At 43.7% G+C, this 18,014-nt stretch carries 16 protein-coding genes; 1 reads left to right on the top strand and 15 read right to left on the bottom strand.

Annotated features, from left to right (window positions below):
* Window positions 1-10 precede the first annotated feature (10 nt).
* The 10 genes from celB to sigY all read right to left on the bottom strand — a co-directional run bounded on the left by celB (window position 11) and on the right by sigY (window position 9,105).
* Window positions 11-1,360 (bottom strand): PTS cellobiose transporter subunit IIC, encoded by a 1,350-nt coding sequence (celB, locus tag R0K30_RS19230; RefSeq protein WP_410612311.1) that lies wholly within the window; start codon window positions 1,358-1,360, stop codon window positions 11-13.
* 14 nt (window positions 1,361-1,374) lie between these two features.
* Window positions 1,375-1,680 carry a PTS sugar transporter subunit IIB gene (locus R0K30_RS19225; protein ID WP_008355465.1) on the bottom strand — a complete coding sequence of 102 codons (306 nt, stop codon included), beginning with the start codon at window positions 1,678-1,680 and terminating at the stop codon, window positions 1,375-1,377.
* Window positions 1,681-1,802: 122 nt separating this feature from the next.
* The gene (locus R0K30_RS19220) at window positions 1,803-3,746 is read right to left on the bottom strand and encodes a BglG family transcription antiterminator (RefSeq protein ID WP_410612308.1); all 1,944 of its coding nucleotides are present in this window, start codon (window positions 3,744-3,746) and stop codon (window positions 1,803-1,805) included.
* A gap of 239 nt (window positions 3,747-3,985) precedes the next feature.
* Window positions 3,986-4,600, bottom strand: a complete 615-nt coding sequence (locus R0K30_RS19215; protein WP_099727161.1) for a class F sortase — start codon at window positions 4,598-4,600, stop codon at window positions 3,986-3,988.
* Window positions 4,601-4,660: 60 nt separating this feature from the next.
* The gene (locus R0K30_RS19210; protein WP_410612305.1) at window positions 4,661-6,052 is read right to left on the bottom strand and encodes a copper amine oxidase; all 1,392 of its coding nucleotides are present in this window, start codon (window positions 6,050-6,052) and stop codon (window positions 4,661-4,663) included.
* 84 nt (window positions 6,053-6,136) lie between these two features.
* Window positions 6,137-6,292, bottom strand: coding sequence for a hypothetical protein (locus R0K30_RS19205; RefSeq protein WP_180275506.1), 156 nt, complete (start codon window positions 6,290-6,292; stop codon window positions 6,137-6,139).
* Window positions 6,293-6,375: 83 nt separating this feature from the next.
* The gene (gene gdhA, locus R0K30_RS19200) at window positions 6,376-7,746 is read right to left on the bottom strand and encodes an NADP-specific glutamate dehydrogenase (RefSeq protein ID WP_410612302.1); all 1,371 of its coding nucleotides are present in this window, start codon (window positions 7,744-7,746) and stop codon (window positions 6,376-6,378) included.
* A 311-nt stretch (window positions 7,747-8,057) separates the two neighbouring features.
* Window positions 8,058-8,270, bottom strand: a complete 213-nt coding sequence (locus R0K30_RS19195) for a hypothetical protein (protein WP_034321872.1) — start codon at window positions 8,268-8,270, stop codon at window positions 8,058-8,060.
* Window positions 8,267-8,575, bottom strand: a complete 309-nt coding sequence (locus R0K30_RS19190) for a YxlC family protein (protein WP_099727164.1) — start codon at window positions 8,573-8,575, stop codon at window positions 8,267-8,269. Before R0K30_RS19190 ends, R0K30_RS19195 begins: the two co-directional genes overlap by 4 nt.
* Window positions 8,572-9,105: an RNA polymerase sigma factor SigY gene (sigY, locus tag R0K30_RS19185; RefSeq protein WP_230031596.1), complete on the bottom strand. Its 534-nt coding sequence runs from the start codon at window positions 9,103-9,105 to the stop codon at window positions 8,572-8,574. Before sigY ends, R0K30_RS19190 begins: the two co-directional genes overlap by 4 nt.
* A 482-nt stretch (window positions 9,106-9,587) precedes the next feature.
* Between sigY and R0K30_RS19180 the strand changes: the two genes are divergently transcribed.
* Entirely contained in the window at window positions 9,588-10,625 is a 1,038-nt protein-coding gene (locus R0K30_RS19180) for a pectate lyase family protein (RefSeq protein ID WP_410612335.1), read from the top strand.
* Window positions 10,626-10,682: 57 nt separating this feature from the next.
* On the opposite strand, the gene cydC is transcribed toward R0K30_RS19180, so the two are convergent.
* The 5 genes from cydC to isdG all read right to left on the bottom strand — a co-directional run bounded on the left by cydC (window position 10,683) and on the right by isdG (window position 18,013).
* On the bottom strand, window positions 10,683-12,416 hold the full coding sequence (gene cydC / locus R0K30_RS19175) for a thiol reductant ABC exporter subunit CydC (RefSeq protein WP_410612299.1): 1,734 nt from the start codon (window positions 12,414-12,416) through the stop codon (window positions 10,683-10,685).
* On the bottom strand, window positions 12,406-14,142 hold the full coding sequence (cydD, locus tag R0K30_RS19170) for a thiol reductant ABC exporter subunit CydD (RefSeq protein WP_249705636.1): 1,737 nt from the start codon (window positions 14,140-14,142) through the stop codon (window positions 12,406-12,408). The genes cydC and cydD overlap by 11 nt, the downstream gene beginning before the upstream one ends.
* Window positions 14,142-15,158 (bottom strand): cytochrome d ubiquinol oxidase subunit II, encoded by a 1,017-nt coding sequence (gene cydB, locus R0K30_RS19165; RefSeq protein WP_099727168.1) that lies wholly within the window; start codon window positions 15,156-15,158, stop codon window positions 14,142-14,144. Before cydB ends, cydD begins: the two co-directional genes overlap by 1 nt.
* Window positions 15,145-16,560 carry a cytochrome ubiquinol oxidase subunit I gene (locus tag R0K30_RS19160; RefSeq protein WP_327924905.1) on the bottom strand — a complete coding sequence of 472 codons (1,416 nt, stop codon included), beginning with the start codon at window positions 16,558-16,560 and terminating at the stop codon, window positions 15,145-15,147. Before R0K30_RS19160 ends, cydB begins: the two co-directional genes overlap by 14 nt.
* 331 nt (window positions 16,561-16,891) lie before the next feature.
* On the bottom strand, window positions 16,892-18,013 hold the full coding sequence (gene isdG, locus R0K30_RS19155) for a heme oxygenase (protein WP_410612296.1): 1,122 nt from the start codon (window positions 18,011-18,013) through the stop codon (window positions 16,892-16,894).
* Between the last annotated feature and the right edge of the window lies 1 nt (window position 18,014).

Raw genomic sequence — 18,014 nt, 5'->3', positions numbered from 1 at the left:
GTTCCCTCTATTACATGCTGACGACATTTTCATCAGTTGATGCTTTTGTTTCCAGCTCACTTTCTTCTTTCCATTTCTGCTTATCCCACATTCTAAAGAACGGGTAGTATAGCGCAAATGACAACGCGAGGTTGATCAGCTGCATAACAGCGCCAGAGATTTTCCCGCCTGTTGCGAGATAGCCTGAAATGATTGGCGGCATTGTCCATGGGACAGCGATTCCTGCCGGTTTTGCCACAAGTCCTGTACTCATTCCGATATATGTGGTGATGATCATCATGATTGGCGTGAGGATAAACGGAATGAGAAGCATTGGGTTCATCACAATCGGCATTCCAAAAATGATCGGTTCGTTGATGTTAAAGATGGCTGGCCCAATGGCAAGTCGGCCAAGCTGTTTCATTTGTTTACTTCTGGCACGTAAGATCATCGTCAGCACCAAAGCAAGTGTCGCGCCGCTTCCGCCGACATTGATGAAAATTTCAAAGAATTGCGCTGTGAAGATATTTGGCAGCACTTCTCCTGCTTGAAACGCAAGACGGTTCTCATCCATCGCACCGAGCCAAATCGGACCCATGACGCCGCCGACAATTGTTGCTCCATGAATACCGCATGCCCAGAGGAGCATTTGCACACCCACGGCGACGATACTCCCGCCTAAGCTTCCACCAAGAATGGAAAGCGGTGTGCCAATTAAGACGGTGATGATATTATGAATACTCTCAAAAGGTGTCATCTCAATCACAAGTCTCGTGACCCAGATCAGCGTGATCACCACAAAACCTGGAATAAGTGCGATAAACGATTTACTGACGGCCGGCGGTACACCATCAGGCATTTTAATGACAATATTCCGCTGTACAATGAAGCGGTAAATTTCTGTTGAAAGCATGGCAATAATCATGGCGACGAATAACCCTTTGCTGCCCATGAGTGTGACCGGAATTCCGCCATTCACTAGGATGGCTTCTGTTGAGCCTTCAGGTGTGAAAGGCACTTGATATGGCGTGGCCAAAAGGAAAGCCGCGACAGCGATCGCACCAGATGATAGTGCATCAACGGCATACTTTTCAGCAAGCCTGTAGGCAATCCCAAAGGTTGCAACAAGTGCCATAATGTCAAATGTTGCATTAACAGGATAGGATAGTTTCGTGGCCCATTCGGCTCCAAAGATACTTGCCATAAAATCGCTGTATCCTGGGATCGGAAGGTTGGCTAAAATGAGAAACAGTGAACCGACAATAATGAGAGGCATGGTTAAAACAATTCCGTCACGCAATGCTTGTAAATGTCTTTGAGCGGCAATCTTTCCTGAAAACGGCATAACCTTCTCTTCTAGAAATCGGTTGAATCCATTCATCCCTTCCGCCCCCTCTATCCGTTCACTAGCTGTTCAGCAGATTTTAGAACCTCGGCGCCATTACACACGCCATAATGCACGGTATTAATGACGTCTACTGGAATTCCTTTTTCTTCTCCGAGCTTTTTCATTTGTGGTAATAAATATCGAACCTGAGGTCCTAATAAAAGCACATCGGCTTGATCAATATGACTTTTTGCAGCATCTCCAGATACCGCCCAAATGCGATAGTCTTTTCCTTGTTCTTGTGCGCTTTTCTCCATTTTTGTGACAAGTAAGCTTGTTGACATACCTGCTGCGCAAACCAATAAGATGTTCATGTGTAAACGCCCCCTTTTCAAAGTGTGAAGCTTTTCTTTACACTTTCATCATATTATGAAACCGCTTTCATAAACACCTATACTTTTTCCTTTAGGAAGCGGAAAAAGTTAATGTCACACTTTTAGTTCTTGTACGAAGGGGCCTTTTTGTACATGATATCGAGCATGTCTTCAAATGTATCACAGGCGATGAGATGCTGAATGAATTTCACATTATGCACAAGCTCTCCCAGCAGCCGGTACATCCCTTTTAAATCTTTGGCGTTCTCTTTTTCGACACAAAGCAAGCAGACAAATTGAACCTTTTTCTCTCCCCAAATGATCGATTTTTCTAATGTACATATCGCCCAAAACGTCTCTTCTGTCAGCGGGGTCATCGGATGCGGAATCGCTGTATAATGCCCGAAGGAGGTAGGTGCTGCCTCTTCTCTTTCCATCACAGATGGTGTGAGCTCTGCTGGTGCTAACCCCATGTCGATGACTTTTTGCGTGAGAAAGGTCATGACCTCTTCCTTTGTTTGAAAGGCACGTCTTGTAAAGACCAATTCCCTTTTCATATATTGTGAGGCTAATGTCACTCTTGTTTCACTCGTCAGGGCTTCTTCAATTTTTAAAAAGTCGCCGCCTCCTAAAATGGTGTTCACTTGAATGACTGGAATCGGTAAATCTATATGAATAGGGATCGTCGTAATAATCAAATCCAGAGCATGTAAAGAGGCTTGCGGAAGTGAATAAAGCTCTGCTGTTCCTAAAATGGTCAGCTTTGACCCAAATTGTGACCGCAAACGATCCTGCAATAGCCTTGCACTCCCTGCACCAGATGCACAGACAATGAGACATCGCTTCGGCGGAATCTCCATTTTCCTACGCTCTAAAGCAGCACCAAAATGGAGCGCCATATATCCGATTTCATTCTCATGAATGGATAGGCCCGCCTCTTCTTCAATGACCCTGCTGGCAATAATCCCTGCTTCAAAGGCAAGTGGATACCCTGCTTTTATTTCATCAAGCATCGGATTTCTTAAGTTCATTCCATATTTACACCGGTTCATGGCAGGCTTTAAGTGCAGACTGAGCCCAATCATTAATTCCGCATCACTAGCTAAATCAAGCTGCAATTTTTGGTCAATGGCTTTCAGCATGTACTGAACGAGACGGCTCGTGTCATCATCCACAATTTGTTTTTGACCGCTTGATGAAAAGGACTGTACCATTTTGGCTGTTCCTAGCAAATGAATGGCGATATAGACGATCTCCTCTTGTGGAAATGAGACATCCAGCAGCCCTTCGAGACGTTCCACCATTTTTTTGGCTACCTTGTATTCCTTTGCCCGTGGAATTTCGTTGATTTCCTCTGGAAGAACAGATACATAGTTTCCGTGTCTAATTCGTTTACAGGCAATGGCGACATGGACAATTAAATTATTCACGTAAATGTCTGATAGATTCATTCTTTCCTCATTGATATAATCAATCATTGTTTTCTGAATCAATTCCAGCTCATGTTTTGGCAAAATGGTGACAGCTGTGTTCAGCATCGTTTGGCAGGAAAGTCGCTCGTTGAATAAATATTCTGACATGCAATACCGAATTTTCATCTCTGATCCTTTAATCCGGCAGCCTTTGTTCGGCTTCGCTTCCAGCTTCAGATCAAAGGGTTCAAGCTTGCGTTTGACCCATTTCATATCGTTACTCATTGTCGATTTACTAATAAACAGCTGCTCCTGTAAATCCTCTAGCTTCACATACGATTCTGCCAGAAGAAGCTTTTTTAAAATAAACCGAACACGCTCCTCCGGCAGAACGGCAAGCGGCTCTTCCTGTTCGACCTCCCCCTTCATAAAACGGCGAAAAGCATTCTCATCTTTAATCAACAGCTCATAGCCAGCTCCTCTAACAGCTGCTACAGCCGCTTGATAAGGGGCAAGGCGGTCATTTAGTTCCTTGATGTCTGTACGAATGGTGCGGCTTGTCACTTGTAAGCTGACAGAAAGTGCAGCGCTTGTGAGTGGGGTCTCAGCTGCCATCAGCTGACTTAAGATGTGCGCCAGTCTTTTACTCAGCATCAAATCGGCCTCCTTATGTAAGGATGGAGAATCTGCCTTGTCTGGACAGGTTGTATACGCTTGCAGTTCTCTTCATTACTCATATTCTACTGAAAAGAAATAAAAATTGCCAATTCATTTATATGACAAATGCCCCTATTTATACGACTAACCATATCTAATGACCTACGAATCTCCTTCTTAGATGTTTCTTTGAAAACGACGAAAAAAGGCGTTACACCTTCGTGTAGCCGCCTTTTTTATGAGGAGATGAGCTGTGTAAAGACAACCAATCTTTTTTCATGTGTACCTGCTGCATGATCAAATGTCCCAGTACATGTGATTAAATTGAGATTCCGTGTAAAGGCGTACCCGAAAAAAGCATTTGGCTTCTCTTCACGCGGATAGCTTTGCACTTTGATGACTTCAAAGGTTCGCTTTTTTCCTGACGAAGACATCACGATCACCTTGTCTCCCTTTTTCAGCTCCTTTAGTCGATAAAAAACAGATGGCCCCCATTTATTATCAACATGACCATTCATGACAGCATTCCCTTTATCCCCTGGCTTCGGACCATCTTCAAACCAAGCCGTGTTGTCAGTATTTTTAGGGACACCCATACTGCCACCCTTTGATAAAGCCGTTTTCTCCACTTTTGCTTTGACATCAATAGCGGGAATAGCAATGTCAGCTGGAACAATACCAGACGGCTCGTCTTTTAACGTATCGTGTGAGTGGCTCTGTTTCTCAGCTTGATTTGTGGCCATTTTCTCAGGAGGTGATGTTGTTTCTGAGGATGACGATTCATCCATAAAATGTGATGCACAGCCTGTGATGATGAGAAGCGTGAGAATACCCATCAGCCATTTTTTCACGCAAGTCGGCCTCCTTTTGAAGAAAGGAACGGCACAATTATGCACGCTCCCCTCTTGTCTTTATGATTTTGAATTTGATGTCTTGCGGCGAATGAGGAAGAACGCACCCGCTGCACCTCCGGCTAAGATGAGACTAGCGATCATCCCAGCAAAAGCTTCATATGACATGCCTAAAGGACCGGCAGTACCTCCCATACCCGTTTTCGGCATTTCATTTGGCATTTTGGATTTGAACAGTTCAGGATGCTGATCGACAATAGCTGTTGCGACATCTTGACCAACCATGAACATATGACCATACGCCTCTCTCACTGTCGGATAAAGCTGATCATATTCACCCTGATGATAAGACGTATACGTTTTGATCAGCTCATCAATATGTGTTTTCAAGCCTGCTTCTAAATCAGCCGCCTTCAAACGTCCATTTGTCGCTTGATCTAAAAACGTCGCTTGCTTCATCCGGTAAGCATCTAAATCTTTGACGGCCTTCTCCTTCGCTTTTTCGTCACCTGATGCATCCGCTTTGACATAATCAACTAGGTAACCGATATGGCTTGACCAAATGGTTTTAAATTGTTTTCCTGCATCCTTTCCATAAACAGATGCAATGGCATCTGATAAATCATTTGTATTTTCATTTAAAGCAGCCGCTGCTTGGTCAAAGTCCTTGCTGCCATCATTTCCTTTTTGCATAGCAACTACCGCGAGTGCCAAATGCTCTGAGAACAAGTAATTTAAATCCTCACGAAGATCTGCGGCTGGTGTATCCACTGATTTTTGATCAAATTTCCCAGGAAATTGATCTGTCATCGCCCATGACACGCCTTTGCCTACTTCAAACATATGATGAATGGATTTTCTAACGGTGTCATAGGTTGTATCAAAATCCTTTTCTGTGTAGCTGTTAAAAGCTTTCAGTAGTTCATTGACGTGCATCTTTAAGCCTTCTTCAAGTTCACTTGCTTTCAATCTTCCACCCGTTGCTTTGTCAAGCATATCAGCTTGTTTCATGCGATATTGATCAAGCTGTTTGACTGCTTTCTTTTTACCTGCTTCATCTCTTTTCGCTGTTGCTTGTACATAATCAACAAAGTAGCCAATATGGCTTGACCAAATGTCTTTGAACTGTTTCCCTGCTTTTTTTCCGTACACAGAGGCGATCGCATCTGATAAGTCATTCGTGTTTTCATTTAACGCCGCCGCTGCTTGATCGAAATCTTTACTGCCGTCAATTCCCTTTTGCATCGTGATCACTGCTAAATAGGCATGCTCTGAGAACAGCTGGTCTAGTGCTGCTCGAAGATCCGTTGCTTTATTTGACACCTCTTGTGATGAAGACGTCTTCTTTGCATCACCATGCATATGTCCTTCGTGTGCACTTGCAATATGAGTCGCTGGGAATAGTAATACTGCGCTAAGCGGGATGGTTAAAATAGCTTTTTTCATGTTCATCTGTTATTGCCTCCTCTTTCCGTTTGTTATGTACTTAACGGAGTAAGAGTGGAAATGGATCATTCGAATCTATTATTTTTTCTTTCATCGCAGGGTCTGGATATGATTCCATAAAAAAAAGCCGGATGATCCGGCTGATACGTTACGACCTTTTGATGCTTTTCGCTCTTTATATATTTTCCTCACCACTGGATAAATCACTGGTGCCCATTTGACAATTTGTTTCAGCCATTTTTTCATTTTCTCCCGCGCCTCCTTATTGTCATTCTTACAGGACGATTCCCCATCTAGTCATGAAATAAACAGGTGCGGGAGAGCAGGAGTTAAATCACGCCTTGTGCCATCATGGCATCTGCCACTTTGCGAAATCCTGCAATATTTGCTCCTACCATTAAGTTTCCAGAGTGTCCATATTCGTCTGCTGTCTCCGTACACTGACGATAAATAGACTGCATCATTTGTTTCAGCTGATCATCTACTTCTTCAAATGTCCACGACATCCTTGCACTGTTTTGCGCCATTTCCAGTGCTGAAACACCTACCCCGCCAGCATTCGCGGCTTTTGCTGGTGCAAACAGAATACCATGCTGTTCAAATACTTTGACGGCCTTAAGAGTGGACGGCATATTGGCCCCTTCTCCTACAGCGATGACCCCGTTTGCCACGAGCTGCTGTGCATGCGCTTCAGATATTTCATTTTGTGTCGCACATGGCAGTGCAATGTCACAAGGAAATGACCAAATTTGTTCGCAATCTTCAATCAATTCAGCATGCGGGTGAATGTCTATGTATGCCCCAATCCGCTGATTGTCGACTTCCTTCAGCTGCTTCACTGTCTCAAGTGAAATGCCTTGCGGGTCATAAATGGCTCCGCTTGAATCACTACAAGCAACAACCTTACCACCTAGCTCCACTACCTTTTCCATCGCATAAATAGACACATTACCCGAGCCGTAAACGACAACCGAACGCCCTTTAAATTGTAGCCCATGGGCTTTCAGCATTTCTTCCATAAAGTACACCAGTCCGTAGCCCGTTGCTTCTTTTCTCGCTAAGCTGCCGCCAAACCCCGGACTTTTCCCTGTGAGCACACCAGCCTCATAAGCACCGCGCATTTTTTTGTACTGGCCGAACATATAGCCAATTTCCCGTGCCCCTACGCCAATATCACCTGCTGGCACATCTTGATCAGGTCCAATATATCGGCTGAGTTCACTCATAAAGCTTTGAACAAAACGCATGATTTCTCCATCAGATTTCCCTTTTGGATCAAAATCTGATCCACCTTTCCCTCCGCCAATCGGCATACCAGTCAGTGCGTTTTTAAAGATTTGTTCAAACCCTAAAAACTTGATGATGCTGGCATTGACGGATGGGTGGAAACGAATGCCTCCTTTATAAGGACCGATGGCACTATTGAATTGAACCCTAAACCCTCTATTGACTTGGACTTTGCCCTCATCGTCTACCCATGGTACGCGAAACATAACAAGGCGCTCAGGCTCAATTAACCGTTCTAAAATGCCCTGTTTTTCATACTCTGGGTGCTTTGCAAAAACCGGGACGAGTGATTCCAGAATTTCTTTTACCGCTTGCTGGAATTCCTCTTCGCCTGGATTTCGCTTTTCCACCTCCTCTAACACACGGTGGATGTAACTTTGTGCTGTTTGTGCTGCTCGATCTAAGGTCAACATGTCTCATCTGCCTCCTTGTAGATATCTTCACACATTTATTTGTTAGATTTTCTAACGCATATTGAGATTAATTTAACACCAATTGTAAAATCTGATCAATATTGATAACAGATGAAAATGATGCCGAATTGAGATGGATCAAGCAGCAGCAGCTATCGTCTTTAAAAATGACCGCTAAAGGAATGACTATTGTGCTAGAAATGATCAATTGGACTTTACACGTCCCGCTTTATTTGACAAATAGATGAATCATGATCTATTTCTAGATGGTTTGAAAACGAAAAAAAGGCCAAAAGTTTGATGGAACGCGTTCAATCCTTTCGGAGATTCTCGCCTCTTTTTCGATCAGGTAATACGACACAAAGCCAATATAAAATTGAAGACGATGGGAAGTTAATTAAACCGACTATGCCCCAGAACCACTTATAGCGCCCTCTTTTTTTTGCATCCATAAACAAGAGAAATCCCTGTGCAAACAATAACGGCAATGCACACAATAAGATGATCATTTCCGTCTGACTCATAAAGACCCTCCTTTAATGTGTTGATATTCCTTGATTCCTACTACTACACAGAGCGGGATGCTCACCACCTGGAGAAGAATTAAGATCATAGGCAAATGGGTGATGGCAGCTGCAAAAAGTGCCAGAATGGTGAGACTAATGAGAACGTACGCAAGCATTTCTTGTTTAAAACGCCTTTTCTCTTTTTCCTTTGCCTGCTTTAGCATCATCATGACAGCCTGCTCACTTGGTTTTTTCACTTCAATCTGTTCATCTAGCTGCTGTAACTCTTCTTTTAAACGCTCGGTGAAACGATCTTCCTTCATAAGAACCACTCCTTTCGAATTTTCTTTAATCCATGATGAACCCTCGACTTCACAGTGCCTTCTCTCATACCGAGCATCGAAGCAATTTCTGGGTAAGTAAAGCCATAATAATAATGCAGAATAATCGGTGCTCTCTCCTGAGCCTTCAATTCATTTAAAGCATCCCACATCTCATGCCATGTGTGGCCCTTTTGCTGAACGTCCCATTTGAAGCGGCGTATGGCTTCTTGATTGGCCTTCCCTTCTCTCATTTGTTCACGTTTTCTTTTCTTCTGGTGATCTAAAAATTGTCTCGATGCAATGGAGATGAGCCATGTTGAAAATAAGGAATCTCCTCTAAATGAAGAAAGTTTCATGTACGCTTTCAGCATCGTCTCTTGCATGATTTCTTCTGCCAGCTCTTGTTGAAGGGTAAGCTTCATCATATACCGGTAAAGAAAGGAATAGTGCTGCCGATAAAGTGCTGTAAATGCGGCATCATCTCCCTGTTTTGCCCGCTCGATCAATAATGTCTCCTCTGTCTGCTCCAAACACGCCCCTCCTTCCTTTCTTTCTCTTATTTATGAGACGACACGGATGATAACATCGTTTAAAATAGATCCTATTTTTTTAAAATGTCTCCTTTTCCCCCTGCTGATCCGGTCATCGGTTCGTTTTATATTCAATTTTTTCTTATGTAATGATTATGACATTTCTTTGTCTCTAACAAAATGACGCTTTCGTAATCATCTTGATTTTCCATAGAATGGAGAACCCCTTTCCCATAATCATGATGTCATCCCAATACCTATCGTCAATGGTCCTTGTCTCATTTAGATGAAAATGAAATAATCATCGCCTTAGTTTCCTAGAAAATCATGGAATACACAGCGCCAATTCTTAGCCGATGATACCTTTTTGCGTGCTATGCTCTTCCTACATTCCGAATGAGGCGATGCCGGCGAAAGAAGGAGGAGCGTTTGAATCGCAGCTTATTTTGGAAACGTTTACATTAAATCAAAATAGAATGGAGATGTTGATTTTGAAGAAAAAAGTTCCAATGTTAGCTGGTGTGTTAGCGGTTGGTCTCGTGACTTCATTATTTGCACCAAATGGGGAGGCAAACGCGGCAGCCAAATATCCAGAAAGTCCTTCGATTATGGCCAATTTTAATCAGCAAGGATTCTCCACATTGAATGGAGGCACAACAGGCGGTGAAGGCGGTAAAACAGTGACAGTAAAGACCGGAAATGAACTATTAGCCGCCCTCAAAACTAAAGGAACAAATGAAAAATTAAAAATCGTCGTAGACGGGACGATTACCCCTTCTAATACATCTGCAAATAAAATTGATGTCAAAGATACAAACAATGTCTCAATCGTTGGTAAAGGCACGAAAGGCGAATTTAACGGGATTGGCATTAAGGTATGGCGGGCCAATAACGTGATCATCCGCAACCTGAAAATTCACCACAGCAAAATCGGTGATAAGGACGCCATTGGAATCGAAGGCGGCTCTAAAAACGTCTGGGTCGACCATAATGAGCTCTACAACACATTGAACTCTGGGAAAGATGACTATGATGGGTTATTCGATGTGAAAAATGACTCTGATTACATTACGTTCTCATGGAACTATGTCCATGACAGCTGGAAAACGATGCTTATGGGCAGCTCCGATAACGATAACTACAACCGAAAAATCACGTTCCACAACAACCGTTTTGAAAACTTGAATTCACGTGTACCGTCTATGCGCTACGGGGAAGGTCATGTGTATAACAACTATTACAAAGGCATCCATACAACTGCAATCAACTCTCGTATGGGCGCGAAAATGAGAATTGAGCACAACGTATTTGAAAATACAAACAATGCCATCGGCAGCTGGGACAGCCGTCAAGTTGGTACATGGCATGTCATCAACAACTCTTTTATTAACAGCACAGGCAGTCTGCCAACGTCTTCAACAGGTACGTACAACCCTCCTTATAACTACTCTTTGCTTAACGTGAACAATGTCAAATCAGAAGTGGTATCAAATGCTGGTGTTGGAAAAGTAAACCCTTAAACCACAAAACGTTCGGGCAGAGATCACCTGTCCGAACGTTCTTTTCATTCATTTTATTTATATTGTAGAAAACGGTCGATCCATCTCATATAGCCTTTGATAACGCTGGTTTTCTCTCAATAAATCCTGATGCTTCCCCTGCATCTCAATGTGTCCATCTTCAATAAACATGATGCGGTCACACGTCTCGCAGCCAGTCAGGTGATGGGTAATCCAAATGACAGTTTTTCCTTTTAACACACGGAAGATTGTTTGAAGCAATTCACGCTCTGCCTGAGGATCAAGTCCGACGGTTGGCTCATCTAATACCACAATCGGTGTGTTTTGCAGCAAGATCCGAGCTAACGCCATACGCTGTCTTTCTCCGCCTGAGAAACGAACTCCTGTCTCCTGTACACCTGTGTGATAGCCTTCTGGTAAAGATTCAATGTAATCGTGCAGCTGCACTTGTCTCGCCGCTTCTTTCACCTGCTCTTCTGTCGCGTCTGGGGATCCTAAGCGAATATTGTTTAAAACAGACGTATCGAATAAATAAGGCTGTTGATTGAGGACAGACACATAAGCTGACACGTTCTCTTGAATGCTTTGCACCGGTTTTCCCTGAATGCTGATAGCACCTTGATTTGGCACGACCGCCCCTTCTAACAATTTTAAAATGGTCGATTTGCCTGCACCGCTTTTTCCTAAGAGAGCGAGTGATTCTCCTTGCTTAAGCGAAAACGAAAGGTGCTTTAGCACGTGTTGATGCGCATCATATCCAAAGGACACTTGTTCAAAACAGACAGCTTGATCATGAGAAATGATTGACTGATCAACGAATTCCTTCTTAGATTCTCCTTCATACGACTGCTTTTCATAATGATGTAATCTGCTAACAGTATGCTGATAAACAGGAATGTCACCTGCCGCATCTGAAAGCGGAAGAAAGGCTTCTGTTAACGGAAACAGCACAAGCACAAAGGCCGCAATGAGCGTGTGCGGCATAGAACCTGACTGAACAACTGAGCCGCTCCAATACACCACAAGCACAACTGCTCCTCCAATAATCAGCTGCGCAAAAAATTGGCGCAGACGGATAAACCGGTGCTTGGCAGCTTCAAGCGCTAACAACTGCGCTTCTTTCTGTTCATAGCCGTCAACAAAATCTTTCTGTCTGCCGCTAAACAGCCAGTCACTAACTCCCATGACGGCATCTGTTAAATGGCTGTACAGTTCATTTCTGCCTTTTTTCATTTGAATTTGTCTCGCCCGGTTCACAAGCACTGTGACGTATGGGAAAACAAATACGAGAAGTGCCATATAGAGCAGCATCAATCCAGCAAATGGCCATGAGAAAAGTCCAAGTGCCCCAATCGATGCTGCATATAAAAGCAGCGCACCGATGGATGGAAAGATTGTTTTTAAATACGCATCCTGTAATCTCTCCACATCTTCTGACAAGAGCCCAAGCATTTCCCCTGTACCAAGCTTCGTCTGTTTGGCACTTCGTTCAGCCATGTCATACAGACGCACCCGCATTTTTTCAATCATCGTCAAAATGAGCTGATGGCTCGCCAGCCTTTCTGCATAACGAGCAGCAGAACGTGAAATACCAAAGGTGCGTACAGCCACGATTGGGACGTAGACCATCAATATATTCTCAGGTCTTGTGGCGGCTTTTGAAATCAGAAATCCCGAGGTATACATCAGCAGAGAAGCAGAGAACACCGCAATGCTTCCTAAAAAAAGCACCAAGGCAAACAGCTTTTGATTCTCCTTGATATAAGGTATAAACCAGCCTTTACTGACCATGTGAGACCGCCCCCATTTGCTCCTGTACCAATTGATAGTACACACCTTTTCTTCGCATTAATGATTCATGTGTCCCCATTTCTGCAATGGTTCCATGATCCATGACAATGATCTCATCCATCTCCGGCATCCAATGCAGCCTATGTGTCGCTAAGAACACGAGCTTATCTTCAAACAGCGGAAGCATCGTTTCCTTCAATTCATACTCCGTCTCAATGTCGAGATGCGCCGTTGGTTCATCTAACAGCATAATCGACCGCTGGCCGAGAACAGCCCGAGCAAGCGCAATTCTTTGTGCCTGGCCGCCGCTTAGCCCTCTCCCCTGCTGTCCGATGACCTCATCCAGTCCATTTGGCAGCTGCGCTACAAGCTGAGATAACCCAGCCGCCTGCACAGCTCTTTCCACTTCTTCGTCTGTTGCATGTGGTTCATAAAAACGAATGTTTTCTCTTAATGTCATGTGAAATAAATAGGGGTGCTGCGGCATATAGACGACTTCCTTTTGCCATTCCTTCATCTGTAAATGAACAAGCGGATGGCCGTTTAGCGTCATTTGACCTGAAGACGGTTCAACAAAGCCGCCGAGGACATCGGTTAACGTCGATTTTCCTGAACCACTGGCACCAATGATTCCGATTCTTTTCTTTCCTTTGACAGTCAAATCCACATCCTGAATGGAATAAGGAGCATGTTCATCATGCAGGACACAAATATCTTGCAGCGTAAGCACAGCTTGTTCATTCCACTCGTTTAGCTGCACTGATTGTGTCTCCTGCGCGTGGAAGCCCTTTTCATCTAAAATGACCTGAATGGCCTCATTCGCTTCTTTTCCATTTAACGTCGCATGATAATCATTTCCCACTTCACGTACTGGCAGGAAATATTCCGGAGCCAGCATAAGCGCCGTCAAAGCTGGCAATAACAGAAGTTCCCCTTCAATTAACCGCAGGCCAAGAAAGACAGCAACGGTCGCAATCGATAACATAGAAAAGAAATCGAGGGCAAACGATGAAAGAAATGCGACCTTCAGCGTGTTCATGGTCGCCTTTCGATATCGCTTTGACACCTCTGCGATATTACGGGAGTGCTTTTTGCTAATACCTAAGTAACGAAGCGTTTCAAGGCCGCGGAGCGAATCAGTAAAATGATTGGATAATTTCTCATACGATCTCCATTGTTTGGCCGCTTTACGCTGAGCAACAAGACCTAACAAAATCATAAAAACAATTAAAATCGGCAGCGTCACAATCAAAATGACGGCAGATGTTTGATCTAATGTCCAAACATAAACGAGGACCATCACCGGAATAACAGCCATGTTCACCATTTTCGGCAAAAACAGCTGTAAATATTGACGATATTGGACAATTCCCTCCATCGCTAATGTGACAAGCTTTCCTGTACCTTTTTTCTTTGTGAAAGCTGGACCTAAACGAAAGAGTTGGTCTAACAGCTGTTTTCTGACGTCTGCTCCAATTCGGGAAGAGTAGGTAAACATGACCTTCTCCCGAATCAAGGTGAGACCGTGCCGCACCAGAAAGGCAGCAAGAAACAGCAGGACATAAGGCGTTGCCTGCGAGAGGGTTTTCCCGTCAAACAGCGTTGTAATGGCATGTGCCAGCCACTGTGCTTGGAAAATAATACTTGCTCCTTGGATGAGTGACACAATACCTAAGAGGGCAAGAAGCCCTCTCATTCCTTTTAATTGAAGCAAACGTTTATCCATTAGTAAGTCATTGGCTCCTTACCGCTTACACGTTTACGGAAGACGTAATAGCTCCAAATTTGATACCCAAGCACAAAGGGCAGCAAAGAAATGGCAACAATCGTCATGACCGTCAGTGAATAAGATCCGGATGCAGCGTTTTGAATGGTAAGATCAAACGCATGGTTGATCGAACTAATCATGACGCGCGGGAACAATGCAGTGAAAAGCATCGTCACTGTCACCATGATGCCAGCACCTGTGAATAGGAATGTCCAGCCATCACGTTCTTTTTTCATAAAGAATAGAGCCGCTACATAACAAACCACAATCAGCACGGTTAAAGGAATGGTGATGATCGGGCGCACTGTGTAAATGTCTGTTTCCATGATGGACACACCGACAAATAGGACAAGCACTGGCAGCGCAATAAGCAGGACACGCTGACCAAGCTTTCTTGCACGGTCTCTTAAATCACCCTCTGTACGAAGTGTGACGAAAATCAATCCGTGCAGAAGGCAAAGAACCGTCACAGCTAACCCGCCAATCACTGAATAAAGGTTCACAAAATCCGTAAAACCAGCATACATATTCATGTCTTGATCAATTGGCATCCCGCGTAAAATACTTGTGAATAGCACACCGAGTAAAAACGGTGGCAGCAGACTGCCAAAGAAGATGACCCAGTCCCATGCTTTGATCCAAGAGGCTTTCTCAACCTTCCCTCGGAATTCAAAGGCGACCCCCCGCCCAATGAGCGCTAATAGGAGAACCGTAAACGGAATATAGTATCCGCTGAACATCGTGGCATACCAGTGAGGAAATGCAGCGAAAATAGCACCGCCAGCTGTAATCAGCCAAACCTCATTCGCATCCCAGAAAGGACCAATCGTATTGATTAAAATGCGGCGCTCATGCGCATCCTTTCCAAGCAGCTGCATGGACATCCCTACACCAAAATCAAATCCTTCTAAGAAGAAAAACCCAACAAACAATACTGCGACAAGAATAAACCAAATCTCGTTAAGATATGCCATGATATGCGCCTCCATCAAATGGATCTGTAGACAGGTCCGTTTCATCCTTTTGATCTGTATCCTCTTCAGAATGTGCACCTTTTTTAATTTCTCGAATGAATAAGTAGGCAAGCAAGATTGCAAGAATCAGATAAATGGTCGTAAAGCTAATGACTGAGAATAATAGCATGCCATAGGATACGTTTGGTGAAATTGATTGAGCGGTCGTCATCATGCCAAAGACGGTCCAAGGCTGACGCCCGATTTCGGTCATGATCCAGCCGGCTGAGTTTGCAATAAACGGGAACGCAATCATCCAAACCATGAAGCGTAAATACCATTTGTTTGATTCAAGTTTCTTTCTAAAGCTCAAGTACAAGCCAATCATACTAGCAAAAATCATAAGCATTCCCGCACCGACCATGATTCTAAAGCTCCAGAACGTTGTTTTCACTGGAGGAATGTAGTCTCCTGGGCCAAACTTTGCTTCATATTCTTTTTGAAGTGTCAGCATACCTGGAACATCTCCACTGAACTTCGAATAAGCCAAATAACTTAAAGCAAACGGAATGTTGATTTCTGCAGAGTTTTCTTTTTTATCTGTGTCAATGTTGGCAAATAGTGTCCAAGCCGCTGGATCTCCACTATCCTTCCAAAGGGCTTCACTTGCTGCCATCTTCATCGGCTGTGATTTCATTAAATGCTTTGCTTGGTCATGTCCAGAGAACGCCACACCTAAGCCAGAAATTAAAGCGAGTACCATGGCAATCTGGAATGATTTTTTGAAAAAGGCGATTTCTTGTTTTTTGATCATTTTATAGGCACTAACACCTGCAATAAAGAAAGCACCTGTTGCCAGCGCACCGAACAGAACGTGCGGGAACTCTACCCAGAGCTGCGGATTCGTGACAAGAGCGCCAAAATCATTCATTTCTGCACGGCCATTTTTAATGACAAATCCAACTGGCTCCTGCATAAATGAGTTAGCTAGTAAAATCCAAAACGCCGAAAAGATCGTACCAAGGGAAACAAGCCAAATACACAATAAATGAATTTTCTTCGGCAGACGATCCCAGCCGAAAATCCAAAGTCCAATAAATGTAGATTCAAGGAAAAAGGCCAACAGTGCCTCAATGGCAAGCGGTGCACCAAAGACATCACCAACAAACCTTGAATAGTCAGACCAGTTCATCCCAAACTGGAATTCCTGCAGAATCCCTGTCACCACACCTACTGCAAAGTTAATTAAGAAAAGGTGACCCCAAAACTTCGCCATCTTTTTGTAGATGTCTTTTTTCTTCACTACATAAAGGGTCTGCATCAATGCGACGATAAACACCAAACCTATAGACATAGGAACAAAAATAAAATGAAATAATGTCGTTGAAGCAAATTGAAATCTTGCTAAAAACAGCTCACTCACAGCCTTACATCCTCCCTTACTTTCACATGCCGAATGATTCGAGATCTTTATGCTCACCATTTCACAAAAATTTCACTACTTGTTCAATGGTTCACAATTAATAGCCTGTTTGAAACGGTTCACTCGGTGAAAATTTACTCTTGAATTTCATTCGGTTAGTTATTTATACCTGTACTTTACACCCATACGCTTCAAAAATAAAGTAAATTTTACCTAAAAATTGGGTGGTATTGTGTCAGTTGTTTGAATACTTTGTCAAAATTATGTGACGGAAAGAAAAAATCTGCAAAAAAAATAGCGCTGCACCTCGGCGGCAGCGCTGTAATGACATTTAGGCTTTTTTCTGTAAAGCTGGTCTTGTCACTTGTACTTCATAGTACGTAATTTTGTTTTTTAATAGTCCTTCAGGTTTCGCTTTTCCATGAGCGTGCGTATCACCAAACGCCTGAGATTTTGTCCAGTTCACAAAGTCCTCCTTACGGTTCCAGCGGGTATGAATGGTCACTTCATCATAATCTGTTGTCTGCTGTGTGACCCATACTTCCATGCCTAAAAACCCTTCCATGAATTCTACTTGTCCCTGCTTGTTAAATCGTTTGACGAGATGGTCGGCACTGCCTTTTTCTACTCTTACTTGGTTGTTTACAATGATCATGTTCTTTTCATCTCCCTTTTGTTGTTGGATCGAAGCGATTGGGATGATGAGCGGATGCTCTCCGTTCAAGTGAACCTCTGCCTGAATCCCAAAGACCTCTTTGAAAAAGTCTTCTGTTAATACTTCTGTTGGTGCCCCTATTTGATGCACGTGACCACGCTTCATCGCAATGAGGCGGTCACAATACTTTGCTGCCTGCTGCAGGTCATGAAGAACCATTAAAATGGTGATTCCATGCGTCTGATTCAGCTGTTTAAGCAGCTCTAATAATTCAAGCTGATGTGCAATATCTAAATAAGTTGTGGGTTCATCCAGAATAATGGTCTCTGTTTTCTGAGCAAGCGCCATCGCAATATACGCCTTTTGCCTTTCTCCACCTGACAATGTATGCAGCATCCTGTTTTCATTGCCGCGGCTGTTCGTCACATCAAGCGCCCACTCAATCGCTTCATGATCTGTCTTCGAGCTCTTTTTCCAGATCGAACGATGCGGACTCCGTCCAAGTGCGATCAGCTCACGCACTGTCATCGATGGGATGGCCGTTCTCGTCTGCATGAGAACAGCGATCTCCTTTGCAATTTCCTGCGCCGTCATCTCTTTTTGCGGTATATCGTGAATGTAAATCATGCCGCTTTCTATCGACGTGAGGCGTGCGGCCGCTTTGATAAAAGTCGACTTCCCTGACCCATTTGGTCCAATGATTCCGGTCACACTTCCCTTAGGAACAGCGGCTGAGATTGACGACAGCCGAAAGCCCCCTTGACTGAGACTCACGTCATCCATTGCAATCACATCCAAC

It is taken from the genome of Bacillus sp. SIMBA_154, from assembly GCF_046536015.1.
GTDB lineage: Bacteria > Bacillota > Bacilli > Bacillales > Bacillaceae > Bacillus > Bacillus pumilus_P.
This window is presented reverse-complemented; position numbering and strand designations above follow the sequence as displayed.